At 64.6% G+C, this 14,419-nt stretch carries 15 protein-coding genes; 4 read left to right on the plus strand and 11 right to left on the minus strand.

Annotated elements, in window-relative coordinates:
* Positions 1–2,592, plus strand: coding sequence for a sugar epimerase family protein (locus A5697_RS21445; protein WP_068011969.1), 2,592 nt, complete (start codon positions 1–3; stop codon positions 2,590–2,592).
* Between the two features lie 38 nt (positions 2,593–2,630).
* Here the strand turns inward: A5697_RS21445 and A5697_RS21450 are convergent, their stop codons facing one another.
* The 3 genes from A5697_RS21450 to A5697_RS21460 form a co-directional block, all read right to left on the minus strand.
* Positions 2,631–3,863 carry a cytochrome P450 gene (locus tag A5697_RS21450; protein WP_082953531.1) on the minus strand — a complete coding sequence of 411 codons (1,233 nt, stop codon included), beginning with the start codon at positions 3,861–3,863 and terminating at the stop codon, positions 2,631–2,633.
* A gap of 74 nt (positions 3,864–3,937) precedes the next feature.
* Entirely contained in the window at positions 3,938–4,258 is a 321-nt protein-coding gene (locus A5697_RS21455) for a DoxX-like family protein (protein WP_068011971.1), read from the minus strand.
* Between the two features lie 32 nt (positions 4,259–4,290).
* Positions 4,291–5,136 carry an SDR family oxidoreductase gene (locus tag A5697_RS21460; protein WP_068011972.1) on the minus strand — a complete coding sequence of 282 codons (846 nt, stop codon included), beginning with the start codon at positions 5,134–5,136 and terminating at the stop codon, positions 4,291–4,293.
* A 193-nt stretch (positions 5,137–5,329) separates the two neighbouring features.
* Here A5697_RS21460 and A5697_RS21465 point away from each other — a divergent pair, with 193 nt between their 5' ends.
* Positions 5,330–5,887 carry a TetR/AcrR family transcriptional regulator gene (locus A5697_RS21465; RefSeq protein ID WP_231972131.1) on the plus strand — a complete coding sequence of 186 codons (558 nt, stop codon included), beginning with the start codon at positions 5,330–5,332 and terminating at the stop codon, positions 5,885–5,887.
* Between the two features lie 62 nt (positions 5,888–5,949).
* On the opposite strand, the gene A5697_RS21470 is transcribed toward A5697_RS21465, so the two are convergent.
* The 7 genes from A5697_RS21470 to A5697_RS21495 all read right to left on the minus strand — a co-directional run bounded on the left by A5697_RS21470 (position 5,950) and on the right by A5697_RS21495 (position 11,568).
* On the minus strand, positions 5,950–6,381 hold the full coding sequence (locus A5697_RS21470; RefSeq protein ID WP_068011973.1) for a hypothetical protein: 432 nt from the start codon (positions 6,379–6,381) through the stop codon (positions 5,950–5,952).
* Between the two features lie 18 nt (positions 6,382–6,399).
* Positions 6,400–7,005 (minus strand): hypothetical protein, encoded by a 606-nt coding sequence (locus tag A5697_RS21475; RefSeq protein ID WP_231972133.1) that lies wholly within the window; start codon positions 7,003–7,005, stop codon positions 6,400–6,402.
* 89 nt (positions 7,006–7,094) lie between these two features.
* The gene (locus A5697_RS28630) at positions 7,095–7,223 is read right to left on the minus strand and encodes a hypothetical protein (RefSeq protein ID WP_046182590.1); all 129 of its coding nucleotides are present in this window, start codon (positions 7,221–7,223) and stop codon (positions 7,095–7,097) included.
* Positions 7,224–7,237: 14 nt separating this feature from the next.
* Positions 7,238–8,050 (minus strand): CbbQ/NirQ/NorQ/GpvN family protein, encoded by an 813-nt coding sequence (locus tag A5697_RS21480; RefSeq protein ID WP_067942951.1) that lies wholly within the window; start codon positions 8,048–8,050, stop codon positions 7,238–7,240.
* On the minus strand, positions 8,047–9,570 hold the full coding sequence (locus tag A5697_RS21485; protein ID WP_068012003.1) for a nitric oxide reductase activation protein NorD: 1,524 nt from the start codon (positions 9,568–9,570) through the stop codon (positions 8,047–8,049). Before A5697_RS21485 ends, A5697_RS21480 begins: the two co-directional genes overlap by 4 nt.
* Before the next feature lie 320 nt (positions 9,571–9,890).
* Positions 9,891–10,646, minus strand: coding sequence for a hypothetical protein (locus A5697_RS21490; protein WP_369806141.1), 756 nt, complete (start codon positions 10,644–10,646; stop codon positions 9,891–9,893).
* A 322-nt stretch (positions 10,647–10,968) separates the two neighbouring features.
* Positions 10,969–11,568 carry a TetR/AcrR family transcriptional regulator gene (locus tag A5697_RS21495; RefSeq protein WP_067942988.1) on the minus strand — a complete coding sequence of 200 codons (600 nt, stop codon included), beginning with the start codon at positions 11,566–11,568 and terminating at the stop codon, positions 10,969–10,971.
* Between the two features lie 208 nt (positions 11,569–11,776).
* On the opposite strand from A5697_RS21495, the gene A5697_RS21500 reads away from it, so the two are divergent.
* Together A5697_RS21500 and A5697_RS21505 are read left to right on the plus strand one after the other, a co-directional pair.
* A complete protein-coding gene (locus A5697_RS21500; RefSeq protein WP_067942948.1) occupies positions 11,777–12,565 on the plus strand; it encodes an SDR family NAD(P)-dependent oxidoreductase in 789 nt (262 codons plus the stop codon).
* 65 nt (positions 12,566–12,630) lie between these two features.
* On the plus strand, positions 12,631–13,713 hold the full coding sequence (locus A5697_RS21505) for a dihydrodipicolinate reductase (RefSeq protein WP_068011975.1): 1,083 nt from the start codon (positions 12,631–12,633) through the stop codon (positions 13,711–13,713).
* A 3-nt stretch (positions 13,714–13,716) separates the two neighbouring features.
* Here A5697_RS21505 and A5697_RS21510 read toward each other — a convergent pair whose 3' ends face one another.
* Positions 13,717–14,346 (minus strand): TetR/AcrR family transcriptional regulator, encoded by a 630-nt coding sequence (locus A5697_RS21510; protein ID WP_068011976.1) that lies wholly within the window; start codon positions 14,344–14,346, stop codon positions 13,717–13,719.
* Between the last annotated feature and the right edge of the window lie 73 nt (positions 14,347–14,419).

Below are 14,419 nucleotides of genomic sequence, written 5' to 3' on the forward strand. Positions count from 1 at the left end.
GTGAGAATCGCCATCACCGGGGCCAGCGGTGCGCTGGGCCGCGGCTTGACCTCCCGCTTACTCAGCCAGGGCCACGACGTCATCGGCATCGCCCGCCATCGGCCCGAAAGCTGGCCCAGTGCGGCCGAATTCATCGCGGGCGACATCCGGGACGCCGATGCGGTCAACCGCGCGGTCGCCGGCGCAGACGTCGTTGCACACTGCGCGTGGGCGAACAGCCCGGGTCCCGACGCCCGGATCGCCCACCAGGTCAACATCGGGGGAACCGGTAACGTTCTGCAGGCGATGGCCGAAACCGGGTCCAGGAGGATCGTTTTCGCGTCGTCGCCGCATGTTTACGGCGGCGGAGATGCACCGAGGACCGAGCACGATGCGAGAAGGCCGGACAGCGCCGAAGGCCGATACAAGGCGCGGGCCGAGCAGATGGTCGAGGGGTCGGGGCTGGAATGGGTCGCGGTCCGCTCGGCGCTGATCGTCGGCCGAAACGTCGATAACTGGGTACGCCGGCTGCTGGCATTGCCGGTATTCCCCGACGGGTCGGCCGACCGGCTCATGCAGATGGTCCACCTCGAGGATGCCCTTAGGCTGTTCAACCGGGCGATCGTGGATACCGAAATCGGAAGTGGTCCCGTCAATCTCGCGGCCCCGGGCGAGCTGACCTTCCGGCGCCTCGCCGCGGTGCTTGGACGCCCGGTCCTGCGGTTGGGAGTTGAACTGGCCGAGCTGCAGCTGGTGCACAGCGCCGCGTTCATGGACACCGCGCGGCTGCGCGAGCAGTGGGGATTCCGCCCGGCGTGGAACTCCGGTGAATGTGTCGAGGATTTGGCGGTCGCGGTGCGGGGCCGGGTCACGCTGGGCAGCCGCGTCGTGTCGCTGCCCTGGCGGATGGCCAACATCGTTGACCTTCCTTCCGTTGACACGCCGACCGATGACGGGGTGAAACCCAATTGGGCTGGCCCAGCAGGCGATAACGGGGAATTCGATACCCCGATCGACCCGCGCTTTCCGACTTTTCTGGCCACCAATCTGTCCGAGGCGCTGCCCGGCCCGTTCTCGCCGGCGTCGGCGTCGGCGACCGTGCGCGGGCTGCGCGCGGGCGGGGTGGCCATCGCCGAGCGGCTGCGGCCCGGCGGCATCGTCCAGCGTGAAATCGCCACGCGGACCGTCGCCGTGTTCGCCCACCGGCTTTACGGGGCCATCACCTCCGCGCATTTCATGGCCGAGACCGTCCCGTTTGCCAAGCCCGCGATGATCGTGAGCAACAGCGGGTTCTTCGGACCCAGCATGGCGTCGCTGCCGATCTTCGGTGCGGAACGTCCACGCAACGAGACCGGCCGCGTTCGAAAGCAGTTGCGGACCCTGCGCAACATCGGGGTGTTCGGGGTCAACCTCGTCGGCCTGTCCGCCGGCTCGTCCAGGGACACTTACGAGTTCGTCGCCGATGTCGATCGCCTGGAGCGGTTGGCCGACGACGTCGCCCGGTTGGACGACCGTCGACTGCTGAGCCTCATCTCGTTGGCGCGCGATGATGTGGTGCACGGCTGGGTGCTGGCCTCGGCGTCGTTCATGCTGTGCGCCGCTTTCAATGTCCTGCTGCGCGGCCTGTGTGGGCGGGACACCGCCGCGCCAGCGGGACCGGAATTAGTCAGTGCGCGTCCGGTCGAGGCAATGCAGCGGTTGGTGGTTGCCGCGCAACGCGACCCGAAAGTGACGGCGCTGCTGGCCGAACCGGGGGAGCGGCTCGGCAAGTTGGCCGTCGAGGCGCCGGAGTTTCACGCCGCCGTATTGGCGGAGCTGGCTCTGATCGGTCATCGTGGTCCGGCCGAACTCGAGATGCTGTCGATCAGCTACGCCGATGATCCCGAGCTGCTCGTCCGAATGGTGACCAGAGCGATGAGTGTCGCTGCACCGCCCCAGCCGCAGCCGCCCCGGATTCCTTTGCACGCCAAACCGATTGCGCAGCTGGCAGCGCGCCAGCTCCGTGACCGCGAGGTCCGCCGCGACAAAGTGGTTCGGGCCAACTGGGTTTTGCGCACTCTCATGCGCGAGTACGGGCGCAGGTTGGTCGATGCGGGAACCTTCGACACCGCCGACGATGTCTTTTATCTGCTCGTCGACGAGCTCGACGCGCTGCCGGCGGATGTCGGTGCGCTGGTGGCCCGGCGCCGTGCCGAACAACGCCGACTGGCCGCCGTGGTTCCGCCGACGGTGTTCAGCGGTAGCTGGCAACCGATTACGACAACGTCGGCGGCGCTCACCAGCGGGGAGACCCTGCACGGGGTTGGTGTCTGCGGCGGCAGGGTGCGCGGCCGTGTTCGGATCGTGCGGCCCGAAACGATCGACGACCTACAGCCCGGCGAAATCCTCGTCGCGGAGGTGACCGACGTCGGCTACACCGCCGCATTCTGTTACGCCGCGGCCGTGGTGACCGAGTTGGGTGGTCCGATGTCGCACGCGGCGGTGGTGGCCCGCGAGTTCGGATTCCCGTGTGTGGTGGACGTTGCGGGCGCCACCAAGACTTTGCCGCCGGGCGCGCTTGTCGAGGTCGACGGCACGACCGGCGAAATACAAGTGCTCGAAGTGACCACCTAGAAGGCTGGGTCTTGCTGGCGCACCAGCAATGGTCTACGTCAGGCGGGGGTGAGGCGGATCGGCAAGCGGGTGGGTCCGCGTAGCGAGCTGTGGCTCGACCACCGCGTCGGACCCGCGGGAGTGATTCGGGCGACGCGGGTGACGAGTTGCCGCAGTATTGCTTGGGCTTCCATGCGGGCCAGCGGTGCCCCGAGGCACATGTGTGGGCCGTACCCGAAGGCGACGTGCATCCGCGGATTGCGGTCGGCGCGGTACTCATCGGGATCGTCGAACGCGGCCGGGTCACGATTGGCCGCGCCGAAGGACAGCAGCACACGCGATCCGGTGGGGATGGTGACGTCGCCGATTCGGTAGTCGGCCCGGGTGTAGCGGTAAAGGTTCTGGATGGGTGTGGTGAAGCGGAGCTGCTCTTCGACGGCGAGGGGGATGAGGTCGGGGTTGGCGCGGATCAGGTCGTACTGCTCGGGCCGGCGGGCCAGGGTGTCGAACATGCCGCCGAGCAGGTTGGTGGTGGTCTCGTTGCCGGCGATCAGCAGGTGGATGGCGATGAGCAGAAGCTGACTGTCGGTGAGGGTGCCGTCGGTGTTGTGCTCGATGAGCCGGCCGAGCACGGTGCTGGATCCCTTGAGTCCACCCGCGGCGAATTGGCTCGTGAAATAACGCTGTAAAGCCACCATGGCTGACATCGACTTGGCCGCGCCGACGACACCGGAGAGCGTGGGCTTGAGCTCCATGACTCCCACGGCGCGTTCGGACCAACGACGAAAGTCGGCGACGTCGGTCTCGGGTACGCCCAGGATCTGGGCGATCAAGCGTATTGGCATCGGTATGGCCAAGCGCTGCACGACATCGCATCCGGGGTCGTTCAGCACGTCGGTGACCAGTTCGGTGGCCAGCTTCTCGGTCATCTCCTGCCAGGACTTCATGGCGCCTGTGCTGAATCCGGGCTGGACTTGCTTACGCAGTCGGGTGTGTTCCTCGCCGTCGGTGAGCACCGCCAATGAGCCGGACATCCGCAGGCGCGTGACCCCTTGGGTGCTGGTGACCTTGTCGGTGTCGCGCAACGCCGCCCGAACGTCGTCAAGGCAGTTGAGGACGAAGGTGGCCCGCCTGGGGTTGTAGTGCACGCGGCCGCTTCGGTGCAGGGCGCGGTACGCGTCGTACGGGTCCGCGGCGGTGGCAGGGTCCTGCGGGTCGTAATCGGTGTTGATCGCGCCGGTCCAACCGTTGTAGCCGCGTCGGCGGGTCCGGACGGCGGCGGCGACATTCATCCGCACGACGTCGGCGACTGGCCTTAGGGTTTCGGTCGCCTTCTGGGCGGTCTGGCTGAGCGACACCGTTGTTCCTACCCTGACCTCTGAACTGCGCGACCGTCGCCGCGTCGCGTGCGGAGTTGGGTGTAAAGGATGCTGATCGTCAAGTAGGCGATGTAGCACGCGGACAAGAAGGCCGTTGGTCGACGCGTTCGCTCGCGCAGCATCAGGACGCCGAGCGCCGTTTCGATCGCGCCGTTGACGTAGGTGAAAGTGCGTGCGTGGTTGGGGAAACCGAGGCGATTGAAGGGATCGAAGATCCGCGGAACGAGGAAGTGCGCCACGCCGATTGAGCTGGTCAGTAGACCGAGCGCTCGACGTGCGGGTTCGCCGCGAGTGTCGTTGTCCGTCATCGCGATGTCGTCCTCCTTCGGGAAACGCGGGGCTAGGCGTTGCGTGCTGCTAGCGGCAGCATGTTTTTGAGCGTGAACGCCGCCAGAACGCCGCCGTCGCAGGCGATGTCCACACCGGTGAGGTAGCCGGCTTTGGTCGAAGCGCAAAAAGCCAGCACTTCGGCGACTTCCTCGGGCTTTCCAAAGCGCTTCAACGCGGCCAGTTTCACCATCGCGCCCGATCCGGCTTGCTCCTCCAACCTGCCCATCTCGGTGTCGATGCTGCCTGGAGACACCGAGACGATGCGGGCACCGCGGCTGCCGAATCGGGCCGCTTGAGATGCGCAGTACCACGTCACGAAGTTCTTGCTGATGGAGTACGCCAAACCGGGGCGTACTCCGGTCGGGACGATGTTGCAGGCTGAGGTCACCTTCGCCATGAAGCGGTCCTCGTTGCGCAGCGCGTCCTTGAACCGTCGCTTGGGGATGAACAACCGGGGGAACACGTGCGCGGCCATGGACGCGACATTGACGATCGCGAACCCCTCACGCGCCAGCGGGAGGAACGCCTCGTTGACATGGACCGTGCCCAACGCGTTGATGCGCAGGATGCGCTCGGCGTCGCCCATGCTGGGACTGACACCCGCCGTGTGGATCACCGAGGTCACCGAGCCCAACGACGTCGAGGTGGCGATCAGCTCTGCGACCGAGGAGCGGTTGGTTACGTCGCACTCGACTGTCACGCAGTCGATGCCGAGGCGCTGTAATTCGGCTGACGCCACCTCCAGCCGGCTCGGGCTGACGTCGCTGACGAGGACCAGCCGGTCTTGCCCGACGATCTTGGCCGTGGCCATTCCCATTCCACCCGCGCCTCCGGTGATGACGCACAGCTCACGCATGTATCCACCTTCACCACCAGACGCCGTGCTCCGCGTTCGCGCGTCGCGCGCCGGTCCACAGGGCCAATTACGAGAAATATTTTCTCGTTAATCGTGACACACTTCGGCACCGTTGCCTAGACGCGACGTCGAGCCATTGCTCTAGGTTCTGTATGTGAGCCAATCCCGCCGGGGACGACCGCGGAGCGCGGCAGTGCACGAGGCGATCCTGGAAGCCACCCGGTCGCTTCTCGTGGAAGCCGGCTATAGCGGAGTCTCGATGGACAAGGTCGCCGCGATCGCCGGCGTGGCTACCCAAACGGTGTACCGACGGTGGCCGTCGAAAGGTCCCCTGGTCGCCGAGGCGGTCATGCAGGCCTACGACCAAACCGACTTCACGCTTCCCGACACGGGAGACACGGTCGAGGACTTGAGAAGCTGGATGCGCGCGTACGCCGAAATCGGTTCGGCCGCTGCCAATGTCGCCCTCATCCGCGCTCTCGCCGCCGCCGCTGCCGAAGACCTGAGCGACCGCGACACCCTCTACCAGCAACTCACCGGCCGTTTCCACCAGGCAGTTGCAGACCGGTTACGCGTCGGAATCTCGAAGGGCCAGATTCGGGGGGATGCCGACGTCGAAGCTGCCACCGATGCATTGATCGGAGCCCCGCTCTACCGCATGCTCAGTGTGACGACCTCGGCGGAGGAAACGACCGAACGCTACTACGCGCTGATAGACACGCTGATGTGCGGCATCTCGACGCCGAAGTGAGCCGAGCAGAAAACGACCAGCGCTGCGCTCCAAGGCCGACAGGCACTAGACAACGCGATAGGTCACGGGTGTGCTGCCGAATGCCGTTGGGCGGCTTGACGAGCGAGCCGATCGTTGTGGATCTTGACGAGTTCGCGGAACCCGAGCCTGTGGTACTTCGGTATCGGTTGGATGCCCCACACGTCCTGCGCGGTGGCCTTGCCCTCAGCGCCCTCGGGCGGTCCGAAGGGCGGGTACGGGTACTTGCACTCCAGGGTGTCGTTGGAGTAGCGAATCTTGAGCAGCTCGCTGCAGATTTGGGTGAGGCTCAGCGTGGGATAGCCGTAATAGACCGCCATGAACGGCAGCGTGAACGCGCCTTCGATGACCAAGGCGACCAGACATACCAGCACCGCCCGTTTGATCCATTTGTGCATTCGCGCGTAGTACGGAGTGGTCCCCGGCTCGAGACCAGCGGTGGGTTCTTGCTCTTCGGTGGGGGTCGGTGCGGTCATGGCATCGCTCCTTGCGACCTAGTCGGTGAAGATTTCTCGGTTGACGGTGTGGAGATAGGGAATGGCGAGGAAGGGGGTGATGTAGAAGATGTCGTAGAGCCACCAGCCGACGACCGGGAAGACGACACCGGCGTAGCGCACGTCGGCGAACATGGTCATGTTGAACACGTAGGCCGACCAGATCACCACGCCCATCCAGCAGGTGACGACCATCCACTGATGCCCCCACCGCTTCATCTGCAGGAATCCGATCGCCGCGGCCACCCGCATGGAGAACACCGTGAGGATCAGTCCTGCCACGTAGGCTTTTTCGCCCGGCCCCGCCGCACCGCCGATCCAGAGCTCGTTGTAATGCCAGAAGTAGCCCGCATCAAACATGTTGCCCCAGCCCACCATCAGCACCCGGTTGATCAGCGTGTGGTTGGCGACCAAGTCCAGGGCCCAGCCCAGACTGTTGAGCATTCCGTCGATCAGGACCAGATAGCCGATCAGCGTCACGATCATGGGCCGGACCGAGAGGCCGGCGCGCAGCGCTTGGCGCTGCAGCCACACCCCACGCATGAAGATCGGAAACCCGATGAGGCCCGGCGCCCACATGCCCATTAGGGCGGCGCCGACGATCATCCACTTGTCGGCGCGACGCTGCGCTTGGCGCGATTCGTCGTGGTGATCCTCGAAGCCGACCGCCCTCGCCGGCCGTGCGGCAACGGGATTCACAGATCCCACCACCCGCGGGCGAACGACATGTACAGCTGGATGCCGAACATCACCAGCAGGTAGCCGTAAATGAAAATCTGGAAGACGATGAGCGCCCTCTTGCGCTTTTGTTCCTGTTGGTCCATGCCGGACTCCTTTCTTAGGGGGTTGCGTTTGGGGCGTCGGTGGCGGCCAGGCTGGCTGCCGCGACTTCGCGTAGACCGTCGGTGACCGCGCCGTCGGTGCTCAGTGGCGCGAGGATGCACGCGTCGGCGGCATCGAATTCGGTTGCGCCGGCAGCGATCAGGTGCGCGGCCGTGACCAAGACCCTGGTCGACGGCGGCTCGAAGTGGAAGGCTTCGTCGGCGGTGCGGATGGCAACCGCGCATTCGACCAACCGCCGCGCCGTCGCGATGGGAATCGCGGCTTCGGCGGCAATCACTTCGCTCTCCCGCTCGGGTGGCAGATACCTCATCGTGAGAGTGACGAACCGTTGGCGGAAGGATGGTTTGAGCTCCTTGAGCGAGCTGCGGTACGCCGGGTTGTAGGAACACACCAGCATGAAGGTGTCCGGCGCGGTTACGACTTCGCCGGCTCGATCGAGATAGAGCGACCGGCGGTGATCGGTGAGCGAATGCAGGATGGCCAGCGAGTCGTGGCGAGCTTCGACGACTTCGTCGAGGTAGCAGATCGCGCCGGCTTTGACGGCGCGGGTCAGCGGGCCATCGGTCCAGACCACGTCGCCGCCCGTCACCATGAAGCGGCCGACGAGATCGGAGCTGGTGAGGTCGTCGTGGCAACTGATGGTGACGACCGGTCGTTGCAACAGCTGGCCCATGTGTTCTACGAAACGGGTCTTGCCACATCCGGTAGGGCCGGTGAGCATCACGGGCATGTGCTGGCGAAAGGCCTGCTCGAACAGCTGGACTTCGTTGCCGTTTGCGAAATAAAGTTCGGTGGCGGCGGCGTTCATGCGGCGACCAGTTCACGGTGGACGTGAGCCAACACCCTTGGGAGCTCCTCTACCCGTCGGATCCGTTGCGACCGTCGGGGCCCGAACACCTCGGGAAGGGGATCGACACGGGTCGGGCCCACCCCGACGTAATACATCGATACCCCCGCATCGTTGGCCTCCTCGACGGCGTGCGCGGCATCCGCCCAGGCGTAGCGGCCTTCATAGCCTTCGTCGGAGATGAGGCCGTCGCCGATGACGATCAGCAGGCGCCGCTCGGAGGGCTGCGCCAGGAGTCGGCTCGTCAAGTGGCGCAGTGGCGCGCCGAGTCGCGTGTATCCACGGGTGGACAGGCCCAGCCCGCTGGGAGCCACCAGCTGGCGGTCTTCGAAGTCCTTCAGACACTGCACTTCGACTCGGTGGCGGGTATTGCCGGTGAACACGAAGACACCATGACGCTCGCGGGCCAGCGTCATGGCCCGCGAAAGCGCATCGGCACAAGCTAATTCCAGTTGGAAGATTCGCCCGCCGTGTACCCCCAACGACGAACTGCCGTCGAGCAGCAAAGCCGTGGTGACGTCGCGGCTGCTCGGCAGCAGCTCGCGGAAAAGCTTCGGCTCCTTGGCTTCGCCGGTGGTCATGTCGATGTAGTGGTTGACATACTGGTCGACGTCGAGGTCGGAGCCGTCTTCGAGGCCGTTCGTCATCGCACGGTGGGTGTGTTCTTCGAACCACTTGCGGACGTCGACGGCAACCGGCACCGGACGGCGGATGCGCCCGCCGTCGGCATGCTCGATCACGGCGACGTGGTCGCGCATGAAACGCTTTGTCCACATGTTCCATTCGGGATAGGGGATCCCGGGCCGGTGTTCTGGCGTGACGTCGAGATCGTTGTCCTGCGGCCGGCTCGGTTGCGGCAAATTGGGATTGCGGACGCCGCCGTCGCCGCCGACGGGAACCGAGTACGGCCGCGGACGGCGCTTTTGCGTTGTGGTCCATGGCATCCGGCCGAAGCTGCGGCGCAATCTGTCGGTCAAGCCCTGCGGCATCGTGTAGGCCAACGGTAGCTCGCCTAGCAGCGGATGAATCGGCAAAGCCCGCTCCGTGGCGGCCAGCGCAATTGCATGGTTGAGCATCTGCTCCGCGCTCGTATCGCCGGGCTCGGAAGGGACTTCGGGAAGTACCCGGTGCAGCTCGGATAGCAGGCCCGGCCACCGCGACGCTATCCAGCCGAGCGCGACACCGGCCTCGACAAGGGTGAGCGCACGCAGCTCCCGAGCGGACAACTCGTTCAGCCGATATTCGATGACGCGTTCCTTCGATGGCGAACATTGCAGGGCCACACCGCATGTCAGGGTTCTGCGTGTCCAATCGGAGGTCGCGGGGTAGGGGACATGCACGAACGTGAGCGCTGCATTCAGGCCGAAGCCACGCCGTTCACCGGTGATAAGCCGGACGCCCTCGCGACGTTGATCACTGAGCGCGACCGCCGTCACGGAGCAACTCCGCTCCAGCGCGATTGCGGGAGAATCTTCAGCCATTGACCGCATTCCCCGCGCTTCCGCCGCCCGGTTCACCGCTCAGAACGTGCCGATGTTGGAGAACAGCCAATACCAGAACCAGATGATCAGTCCGGTGCCGCCCCATGCGGCGACATACCGAAGGATCTCCCATAGATAAGCCACGATTTGACCTCCTTGACGACGGGGATTCAGCAACGTGATGCGTGGATCGGATCTGCCGTCTGTGCCGCCCGATAGTTCGGCAACATAATTTCTGACGCACCGAAATTACGCGGCGATCGCCGGATTCGCCTGGATTCGCCAGGCAAATCCGGTCGTCGAGCAAGACGTGCGGCATCTCAGTCGGAGAAGAGTTCGCGATTGACGGTGTGCAGGTAGGGGATGGCGAGGAATGGAGTGATGTAGAAGATGTCGTAGAGCCACCAGCCGACGACCGGCAACACGACGCCGGCGAAGCGCACGTCGGCGAACATGGTCATGTTGAAGACGTAGCCGATCCAGATCACCACGCCCATCCAGCAGGTGACGACCATCCACTGATGGCCCCAGCGCTTCATCTGTAGGAAGCCGATGGCAGCGGCGATGCGCATCGTGAACACCGTCAGGATGAGTCCGACTTCCCAGGCTTTTTCACCCGGGCCCGCCGCGCCGCCGACCCACAGCTCGTTGTAATGCCAGAAATAACCGGCATCGAACATGTTGCCCCAACCGTTGAGCAGCACGCGGGCCAGCAGAGTGTGATTTGCCACCAGGTCAAGCGCCCACCCGACGGTGTTGATGGCGGCGTCGATGATAACGAGATAGCCGAGCAACGTGACCAACATCGGCCGAACGGAGAGGCCATCGCGTAGGGCCCGGCGCAGCAACCGGACTCCCCAGAGGAACAACGGTAACCCGAAGACGCCCAGGGCCGCGGTACCGATCAGGAGACTGCCGGAGATAAGCCATTTGTCGGCCTGACGCTGTGCGAGTTGCGACCGTTCCATGTGCTCGTCGATTGTCAGACCGTAGGCCGGGCCGGTTGAGCGGGCGGCTGTGGCGACGGCGGTATCACGCTGATGAAGCTTCGGCAGATTCACGAACCCTCCCGTCATCAACGCTGATTGGATCGGCGTGTGCACTATAACAGGCTGACTTCAGTCAGCAAAATGCGTGTTGGCGCCGCCCAGCGTGCTGCCGTCGATCCGATGCCGATGGCCAATTCTCATGAACTGGGTAGGGATATAACCGGAGCGTCAGCGAACGGCACCGCTCCCCACGCCTGGGCTTTTAGAGGTTGGTGCTGACAGCAGTCAGGCTGAGATGCGTTGAGGCATCGTTCGCACGCCCCGTCATTTCACGCACAACCGCTCTTTCGAGGTCGGCGGTGTGCTCAGTGCCGTCCGGAGAAGTGTTGCCGTTGCTCGGCACGCTCCGTTAGGGCTGCAAGCTTCGCAACATCCTGGCGACGTAGTCTTCGAGCAAGGTGTGGCCGGTGGGCCAATGGTTAGTGGTGATCAACAGGGCGTAAAGGCCGAGTAGGAAGAACACCGCACTGTTCATGGGATTGACGTCCGGATCGGTCTCACCGCGTTCTTGCGCCCGCGCGATCTCCTGGGCGACCAAGACGATCAATGGGTGATCCGTGCCATCCTCGGTCTGTGGACGGGTTTGGGAGAAGTGCAGTGCGAGAAAGTCATTGAAGAGCCGGTCGCCTAGCCGGCGCTCCAAACCGACCACCAAGCGGACCGCCTCGTTCAATGCGGAAACAAGGTCGTGCTTGGACTTCAAGAATTGGGCGAACTGCTTGGCTATCCGGTCCTCTTCGCGGCGTTCCAGCTCCAGCAGCACGTGCTCCTTGGTGGGGAAGTGGAAGAAGAAGGTGCCGTGGGCCACTCCCGCCGCGGCCACGATGGCACTGACGTCGGCCTCGGCCATACCGGCGCGGGCAAATTCGGCGATCGCGGCGCCCATCAATCGCTCCCTCGTCTGCAGGCGCTTCGCCTCGCGTGTCGACAGCCGGTCCGTCACAGCCATTTGTTCCTCACGGTTGACCTGACTCATGCAAGACGTTCGAGGGTAACTGCGTCATTATGCCGTGTTCCCGTCAAAAATGCTTGTATAACTTGCGCATTGTTCGATGGCGCTGGTCGCTACAGATTCTGGCTCCGCAAATTGATTGACTTTAGTAAGCAGGATTCCTAAATTGAACGGCGCACACCACGCGCGATCGAAGGGGACCGGCATGGCGCTGGAGCAGTTCCGGCTGGATGGACAGGTTGCGATCGTCACGGGCGCCGGGAAGGGCGTCGGGGCGGGCATCGCCCGGGTGTTGGCGGAGGCGGGCGCCACGGTTGTGGGAACCGCGCGTACCGAGGCGGATATCGTTGGCACAATTGAGGGTATCGAAGCGGCGGGCGGCAAGGGGCTGGCGCTCGTCGCCGATGCGATGAGCCGTCCCGACGGAGAACGGGTCGTGAATACGGCCATGGAGCGCTTCGGCCGCATCGATATCCTGGTCAACAACGTCGGCGGGTCGACGTACGCCCGGTTTCTGGACATCACCGACGAAGACTTCCGGCACACCTTCGACTGGTGTGTGACATCGGCCTTCATCATGAGTCAGCTGGCGGCCCCGCACATGCTCACCGCCGGGCACGGTTCCATCATCAACATCTCGTCGGGCTCGGCGCGGTTCGGTATCCGGGCACTGACCGCCTATTGCGTCGCGAAGGGCGGACTCGAAGCGCTCACACGTGCCATGGCACAGGAACTCGCCCCGAAGATTCGCGTCAACGCCATCGCCCTGGGATCATTCGCCACCGATGGCCTGAAGGGCAGCCTGGATCTGATGCCCGGGTCGCTGGAGAAGATGCAAGAAGCCACGCCGCTGCATCGGCTGGGCGACGTCGAGGATCTCGGCCGGCTCGCAGTGTATCTGTGCACCAGGGACTGTTACGCGACCAACGCGACCTTTCACGTCGACGGCGGCATCGACTCCAACAATTCGCCGCTGCCAATACCCGACTACTGACCCTGCGCGGCGATCAAACGCGTCATCATGGTGCATCACCGGCCGCTGGAAGGGCGAAGGTAACCGTGCGCAGAGTCATTCAATTCTCCACCGGCAATGTGGGCCGCCATTCGTTGCGGGCCATCATCGGCAGACCAGATCTCGAACTGGTCGGTGTGCACGCCGCCGGCGCCGAAAAGATCGGCCAGGACGCGGCGCGGCTGTGCGGACTGGACCAACCGACCGGCATCATCGCCACCGACGACATCGACGCGCTGGTGGCCCTCGGCGCCGACTGCGTGGTTTACACATCCCAAGGCGAAACCCGACCGATGGAAGCCATCGAACAGATGGCCAAGTTCCTTGCTGCGGGCACCAACGTGGTCGGCACGTCGATGGTCTGGCTGGTCACACCCCGCCATGCCGACGACTGGCTGCGGGAGCCCTTGGTGCGTGCCTGTGCTGCCGGTAACACCTCGCTGTACGTGAACGGCATCGACCCCGGCTTCTCCGGCGATACGCTGGTGCACTCAGCGGCCAGCCTGACCACCCGGGTCGATTCGATCACCGTGCAGGAGATCTTCGACTATGGGAACTACGATGACGCCGAGTTCACCGGAGCAGCAATGGGTTTCGGAACAACGGCGGACGACGATTCGCCGATGATGTTTCTGCCCGGGGTGATCGTGTCGATGTGGGGCGGTCAGGTCCGCAGCCTGGCCGACAACCTGGACATCAAACTCGACGACGTGCGTCAGCGCGTCGAACCTTGGTACACGCCAGAACGAATCGACTGCACAATGATGACGGTCGAGCCAGGACAGATGGCCGCGGTGCGCTTCGCCACCGAGGGGGTGCGTGACGGCAAGCCGGTGATCACCCTCGAACACGTGACCAGACTTACCTCGGCCGCAGCGCCCGACTGGGAGTTTCCGCCCGACGGGCATACCGGCGTCCACCGTGTGGTCGTGGAGGGCGAACCGCGGGTGGAGATCAACACCCACGTTTCGCACCCTCTCTTGGATTCCACTGATGCCGGCTGTATCTCGACGGCGGGCCGGGCCGTGAATGCGATCGACTGGGTGTGCCGCGCGCCGCATGGGCTCATCGGTGTGGAGGACATCCCGCTGTCCGCGACGATGCGTGGCCTGATGTGGAACGAGCGATAGGGCTTACAGCGGCCAGCTGCTCGGCCCAATCTCGTAACGCAGCGCAGCGGCCGGCGGCAAGTGCTGTCGTTGGTTGACCGCAATCGCATCGACGACTAGTGCGACATAGCGTCGCCAGCCGTCACTGCCCGCATCCATCGTTGACAGCACGCTGAAGAGCATCGCGATCAGGCGGGGTAGGTCGTCGGCGACCAGGTCGGCGCGGATGGTGCCGACCCGCTGACCTTCTCGGGCAAGCTCGCCGAGCGCCTCGTTAAGCGAAACCGAGATGTCTGAAGTGAGCGCCCCGGCCCGGCGCGCGGCAGTCAGCAGGTTGTGTTCGCGGGCCCCCAATGAAATAGCCGCGTCGATCAGCTGAGTGAGACCACGCAGTGGATCCTTCGCGTGGCGGGCGGCGTCGATCACCGGGGTGAGGTCCTCAGCGATGCTTTGATCCAGGGCTGCCCGGACCAGGTCGGCCTTCGCGGGGAACCTGCGGTACAGGGTTCGCTCACCCACTCCCGCCCGGCGCGCGACCGCTTCCACCGGGGCATCGGGCCCCAACTCGCCATAGACCTCGCGCGCCGCGCGCAGGATGCGCTCGACGTTGCGTGCCGCGTCCGCCCGCAACGGCCGGTCTTCAATCGCGGTCATGGTGACAGCCTAACTGACAGTTGACTGCCAACAAGCGGAGCTTTACGCTCTACAACTGGCAGACAACTGACAC

The organism is Mycobacterium sp. E3251 (assembly GCF_001666835.1).
Classification (GTDB): Bacteria; Actinomycetota; Actinomycetes; order Mycobacteriales; family Mycobacteriaceae; genus Mycobacterium.